Source organism: Burkholderia sp. Ac-20384 (assembly GCF_017104605.1).
In the GTDB taxonomy this organism is placed as follows: Bacteria; Pseudomonadota; Gammaproteobacteria; order Burkholderiales; family Burkholderiaceae; genus Burkholderia; species Burkholderia lata.
Genome location: NZ_JAAGPE010000459.1, coordinates 1 through 5,149 on the forward strand (window position 1 = coordinate 1; position 5,149 = coordinate 5,149).

Genomic DNA, 5,149 nt, shown 5'->3' on the forward strand with positions numbered 1-5,149 from the left:
CTCGCGCTCGAAGCCGCCGACGAGCGACACGGCGAGGTAGTGCGCGGCGGCGGCCGACGGGCCGTCACCGCACGCGACGATCTTGTTGCCGTTCGCCAGCGCGGCGAACATCGCGTCGACCGCGGCTGCGATCGGCAGCGACAGCGCGTCGGCCGCTTCGGCGTGAAGCGCGGCGCTGTCGCGGAAATGTTGCTGAATACGTTCGACTGACATCGATTCCTGGTGAACTGGGCGCGTGGCACGCATCGCGCGACATCGTGGGTGCGGCGAGTTTACCGTACTCCGGCACCCTCTCCGGGGGTCCGGCACGAACTCTTTACATCTCGTCACAGCTCGCGGCTACGCATCGTCGGCACGAAATGCGTCGCGCAGCCACGCGAGCTGCCCGGCCTCGAACGCGACGACGTCGAAGCGGCACGCGGCACCGGCACCGTGCCGCGCCCAGAACTGCAGCGCGGCCGCCACCAGGCGCCGCCGCTTGCGCCAGCCCACGCTCGCGGCCGCGCCGCCATGCCGGGCGCTGCGCCGCGCGCGCACCTCGACGAACACGAGCATGCCGTCGGGCTCGCGCATCACGAGATCAAGCTCGCCGCCGCGCATCGTCACGTTCGCCGCGACGAACACGAGGCCGCGGCGCTCTAGAAACTGCCGCGCACGCTGCTCGAACGCCGCGCCGACCGGTTTGGATCGCGCCGCACCGGAAAAGTTGTCGCCCGCACGCGGCAAACCGCGCCCGTCGCCCGGCCGGGCCGGCGCCGCGTGGCACAATGCCGTCCTTGTTCCGCTTGCGCCGCGATTGCGCGCATTGCCTGCCATGACTGCCCTCCTCGAACTCGCGCACACGCAGCACTACCCGGACGCCGCCCTCTACGTGGTCGCCACGCCGATCGGCAACACCGCCGACATTACGCTGCGCGCGCTGCACGTACTCGGCCTCGCCGACCGCATCGCGGCCGAAGACACCCGCAACACGGGCCAGCTGCTCGCCCGCTACGGGATCTCGAAACCGCTCGTCGCCGTGCACGAGCACAACGAACGCGAAGCCGCGCAACGCGTGATCGAACTGCTGCGCGGCGGCGAACGCGTGGCGTACGTATCGGACGCCGGCACGCCCGGCATCTCGGACCCCGGCGCGCGGCTCGTCGATGCAGTGCGCGCCGCCGGCTTCGCGGTGATCCCGCTGCCGGGCGCGAGCGCGGCGGTGACCGCGCTGAGCGTGGCCGGCGACTGGGCCGGCGCGTTCACGTTCGCGGGCTTCCTGCCGCCGAAGACCAAGCAGCGCGCGACCGCGCTGCAGGCGCTGGTATCGCACCCGTATGCACTGGTGTTCTACGAGGCACCGCACCGGATCGCCGAAACCGTCGCCGCGCTCGCGGAAGCGTTCGGCCCCGCGCGCCGGCTGCTGATCGCGCGCGAGCTCACCAAGCTACACGAGCAGCTGTTCCAGGGCACCCTGGCCGAAGGACAGACCTGGCTCGCCGGCGATGCGAACCGGCAGCGCGGCGAGTTCGTGCTGGTGGTCGAAGGCGCACCGGCGACGAGCGGCGAAGCCGACGACACCGCGCACGATGCGCTGCTCAAGCTGCTGCTGGAAGAGGTGCCGGTGAAGAGCGCGGCCAAGCTCGCGGCCGCGCTGACGGGCGCGTCGCGCAACACGCTGTATGCGCGAGCGCTTGTGCTGAAGGATGAGAACTGACACGCGAGCGGGCCGGCACCGGGAAACCGGCGCCGCCATCGCGCGGTGCAGGAAAGACAAAGGGCTGCCCTCGGGCAGCCCTTTTGCATGAGCGGTCGATCCGCTGCGTTACTTCGCCGAGATCGACGCGAACATTTCGTCGCGTGCCTCGCGCGCTTCCTGCGGCGACAGCCCTTCGATCTTCACGCGGCCGGTGCCGGCGTGCACGAGGCCGATCAGCTTCGCGGCCGCATACGACAGGTCGAGCACGCGGCCGCGCTTGTACGGCCCGCGATCGTTGACCTTCACGACGACCCACTTGCCGGTCGACGCGTTCGTCACCTTGATGTACGACGACAGCGGCAGCGTGCGGTGCGCGGCGGTGAGCGCGTTCATGTTGAAACGCTCGCCGTTCGCGGTGCGGCGGCCGTGGAAATCCCGCCCGTACCACGAGGCGCGGCCCGTCTGGCGGAAATCGGATACATCCTTGCCGTCGATCGGCTCGGCATCCGCCAGCGACGACTTCTTCGCGTCCTTGCTGTCGGCAGCCGGCATCGACGCCAGCGCGGAATCAAAATTCAGCTGCTTGTCGCTATCCGCCTTCGCGGCGGCGGCCGTCTTGTCGACGGCGTTCTTCTGGTTCGCGCTACCGGTGGTCTGGCTGGGTGGCACCGCACAGCCCGTCAGCGCAAAAAACAATGCAATGGTCCCGAATCGACTCGGAAAACGTAAATTCATCGACGTGTCGCCTTCTGGTTCGGGCCGCTCCTTCATCACGCCGATTCACAGCGCAGATATGCGGCCCGGACGGCAAATGCGTGCACGCCCCGCTCGGATACGAGCAGGCGGCTTGCATGGGCGCGGCCTTCGTCTAGGCCGCAACCGTCCTGATTAGTTTTCACGTCTGGCGCAACCTGTCCCCAACAGCCTGACCAGACCCCACATGCCGCCATCGAACATGGCTTCACGTTCGCGCGCGTCGAAACGACCGACTCACAGGAACGGCGGCACAGGCCTCATCCGGCGGCGCGGCAGCAGGGCCGCAGGCGGGCGCGCAGCACCCGGCCGGACAAGACGTGAGCACCGAAAGCTCGGTGCTGGATACACCGCCGGACTCCCCGGCGGCTGATGCTTGACGGTGCCTCCGACGCCCCTTTTTAACGGGGCCGAAACACCAGCGAATGGCGTGAAATTCACGCGCAATGGGGCGCATTATACATAAACCAAAAGGTCAACCCGAAAAGCACCCCCTGCGGACCATTGATTCTCACTATGGCCGTAACAATCGACATGCTCCGGGAATGCCCGGACGCATGCACCGCGACGCGCGTCGGGCGACCGGCAGGCAGCACGCGCGACCGGTACAATCGCTCCTTTTAGCCGCCGGTGCCTCCATGAAAGTCACGCTCATTCCGGTCACGCCGTTCCAGCAGAACTGCTCGCTGCTCGTCTGCGAGAAAACGGGCCGCGCCGCCGTCGTCGATCCGGGCGGCGATCTCGACCGGATCGAACAGGAAGTCGCGCGGCAGAACGTGCAGGTCGAGAAGGTGCTGCTCACGCACGGGCACATCGATCACTGCGCGGGCGCGAAGACGCTCGCGACGCATTACGGCGTACCGATCGAGGGGCCGCAGGAAGAAGAGCGCTTCTGGATCGAGAAGCTGCCGATGCAAAGCGAACGCTTCGGCTTTCCGGCCGCCGAGACCTTCGAGCCGGATCACTGGCTGAACGACGGCGACACCGTGCAGTTCGGCGACGAGACGCTCGAGGTCTATCACTGCCCGGGCCACACGCCCGGCCACGTCGTGTTCTTCAGCCGCGCGCATCGCGTCGCGATCGTCGGCGACGTGCTGTTCGCCGGCTCGATCGGCCGTACCGATTTCCCGCGCGGCAATCACGAGGATCTCGTCCGGTCGATCAAGGAGAAGCTGTGGCCGCTCGGCGACGACGTGACGTTCGTACCGGGCCACGGCCCGGTGTCGACGTTCGGCGACGAGCGCCGCACGAACCCGTTCGTGTCCGACAAGGTATTCGGATGAACCAGACCGCCATCCCGGAAATCTACGTCAGCACCGACGTCGAGGCCGACGGCCCGATTCCCGGCCCGCACTCGATGCTGAGCTTCGCGTCGGCGGCCTACACCGAGGACAAGCAGCTGATCGCGACGTTCTCGGCCAACCTCGAAACGCTGCCGGGCGCGCAGGCGCACCCGGTGCAGGAAGCGTGGTGGAAGACCGAGCCCGAAGCATGGGCCGCGTGCCGAAAGGATCTGCAGGCGCCCGAAGCGGCGCTGGTCGCGTACGTCGACTGGGTCGAGGCGCTGCCCGGCAAGCCGGTATTCGTCGCGATGCCGGCCGGCTTCGATTTCACGTTCATGTTCTGGTACATGATGCGCTTCGCCGGGCGCTGCCCGTTCTCGTGGTCGGCGCTCGACATCAAGACGCTCGCGTTCGCGATAACCGGCCTGCCGTACCGCAAGGCGATCAAGCCGCGTTTTCCGAAGCACTGGTTCGACGACCATCCGCACACGCACGTCGCGCTGGATGACGCAATCGAGCAAGGCGCGCTGTTCTGCAACATGCTCGCCGACCTGCGCCGCCAGCAGGCCGCGCTCGCGGGGCTCGCGGTGTCGGACACCGATCGGTCGGACGACGCAGGCGCGGGACAAATTCCCACGGATCCGCGAGCAAATTAGCGAATCTCGCTCAACAACGCGACGCCAGATTGCCTTTCCTTTCCCGGCCCTCTAACATTCAGCGTGTTGTAGTTGCCGCATGGAGGCGCAGGTGACGCTCGATTCCTTTTCGCAAAAAATCCTTCGCCTGTTGCAGCTCGACGCGCGCCGCTCGGTCCAGGAAATCTCGGACCAGGTCGGCCTGTCGAGCACGCCGTGCTGGCGCCGCATCAAGGACATGGAACAGTCGGGCGTGATCCAGCGCTACACGGCGCTGCTCGATCGAGAGAAGCTCGGCCTGCACGTCTGCGCGCTCGCGCATGTGCACCTGACCCGCCACAACGAAGGTGGCGTCGAGCAGTTCGAGCGCGAGATCGCGACCTGCCCGGAAGTCACCGAGTGCTACAGCACGACCGGCGAAGCCGATTACATCCTCAAGATCGTCGCGCCGGACATCAAGGCCTACGACGTGTTCCTGCACGAACGCATCTTCAAGATCCCCGCCGTGTCGCAGGTGCGCACGAGCGTCGTGCTGCGCGAAATCAAGTTCGATACGCAACTGCCGCTGTAACGCGCGGGCACGCGCCGGCGGCCCGCCGCCACGCGTGCCCGCGACCGGTCACGTCTGCGCGGGCATCGTGCGCGTGAAGCCGATCCGGCGCGCGCCGAACTCGCGCTTCAACGCATCGGCGTCGAGCCGGCCGGCCAGCGCCGCGTCGGTGTCGTGCGGATCGCAGTCAAGCGTCACGTCGATCTCGAGCCCCGTACTCAGGTAATGCAGGTTGATGGCCGCCGCATGC

The 5,149-nt window shown here is 67.5% G+C and carries 7 protein-coding genes and 1 pseudogene; 4 read left to right on the top strand and 4 right to left on the bottom strand.

The features are described 5' to 3' along the window. Nucleotides 1–213 (bottom strand): SIS domain-containing protein (locus G3O00_RS39670; protein ID WP_206146254.1); only part of this gene is annotated, 213 nt, incomplete at its 3' end. A gap of 126 nt (nt 214–339) precedes the next feature. Beyond that, nucleotides 340–768 (bottom strand): YraN family protein, encoded by a 429-nt coding sequence (locus tag G3O00_RS39675; RefSeq protein ID WP_041492719.1) that lies wholly within the window; start codon nt 766–768, stop codon nt 340–342. A gap of 46 nt (nt 769–814) precedes the next feature. Between G3O00_RS39675 and rsmI the strand changes: the two genes are divergently transcribed. Beyond that, nucleotides 815–1,696 (top strand): 16S rRNA (cytidine(1402)-2'-O)-methyltransferase, encoded by an 882-nt coding sequence (gene rsmI / locus G3O00_RS39680; RefSeq protein WP_011350625.1) that lies wholly within the window; start codon nt 815–817, stop codon nt 1,694–1,696. A gap of 108 nt (nt 1,697–1,804) precedes the next feature. On the opposite strand, the gene G3O00_RS39685 is transcribed toward rsmI, so the two are convergent. Further along, on the bottom strand, nt 1,805–2,413 hold the full coding sequence (locus G3O00_RS39685; protein WP_041492997.1) for a septal ring lytic transglycosylase RlpA family protein: 609 nt from the start codon (nt 2,411–2,413) through the stop codon (nt 1,805–1,807). A 656-nt stretch (nt 2,414–3,069) separates the two neighbouring features. Between G3O00_RS39685 and G3O00_RS39690 the strand changes: the two genes are divergently transcribed. The 3 genes from G3O00_RS39690 to G3O00_RS39700 all read left to right on the top strand — a co-directional run bounded on the left by G3O00_RS39690 (nt 3,070) and on the right by G3O00_RS39700 (nt 4,920). Continuing rightward, nucleotides 3,070–3,714 (top strand): MBL fold metallo-hydrolase, encoded by a 645-nt coding sequence (locus tag G3O00_RS39690; protein WP_043185095.1) that lies wholly within the window; start codon nt 3,070–3,072, stop codon nt 3,712–3,714. Next, nucleotides 3,711–4,370, top strand: coding sequence for an exonuclease (locus G3O00_RS39695; RefSeq protein ID WP_011350622.1), 660 nt, complete (start codon nt 3,711–3,713; stop codon nt 4,368–4,370). The genes G3O00_RS39690 and G3O00_RS39695 overlap by 4 nt, the downstream gene beginning before the upstream one ends. Before the next feature lie 79 nt (nt 4,371–4,449). Further along, on the top strand, nt 4,450–4,920 hold the full coding sequence (locus G3O00_RS39700; RefSeq protein WP_006477376.1) for an Lrp/AsnC family transcriptional regulator: 471 nt from the start codon (nt 4,450–4,452) through the stop codon (nt 4,918–4,920). 48 nt (nt 4,921–4,968) lie between these two features. On the opposite strand, the pseudogene G3O00_RS39705 reads toward G3O00_RS39700, so the two are convergent. After that, nucleotides 4,969–5,149 (bottom strand): annotated as a pseudogene (locus tag G3O00_RS39705) (cation-efflux pump); the annotation flags it as partial.